General features: G+C 66.6%; 1 pseudogene. It reads right to left on the bottom strand.

Annotation, left to right across the window (positions count from 1 at the left end):
- Positions 1-193: pseudogene (locus LCE31_RS40190) on the bottom strand (hypothetical protein); the annotation flags it as partial.
- Between the last annotated feature and the right edge of the window lie 121 nt (positions 194-314).

Raw genomic sequence — 314 nt, forward strand, 5'->3', positions numbered from 1 at the left:
CGCCGCGCGCCACCACGAGCTGCTGCTCGGCCAGTTCACGCCGGACGCGCTTGTCCATCGTGCCGTCGAGGCGGTTCTCCACCTTCTCCAGGAACGAGTCCACGAGCGCGGAGTCGTACTCCTCGCCGAGTTCGCGGCGGGCCTGAAGGGTCGCGTTGAGCTCCTTCTTGAGCTCCGGGTCGTGGGTGTCCATACCCCACGACGGTAGGCGGCGCGGCCCCCGCGCACACGGGGGTTAGTACTCCAGCAGTACTTTGAGGCTTGACCTGGGTGAATGTCGAGCGGTGGGAGTGTAGCGGGACGGTTCATGGTCA

The organism is Streptomyces sp. 8L (assembly GCF_020176795.1).
GTDB lineage: Bacteria > Actinomycetota > Actinomycetes > Streptomycetales > Streptomycetaceae > Streptomyces.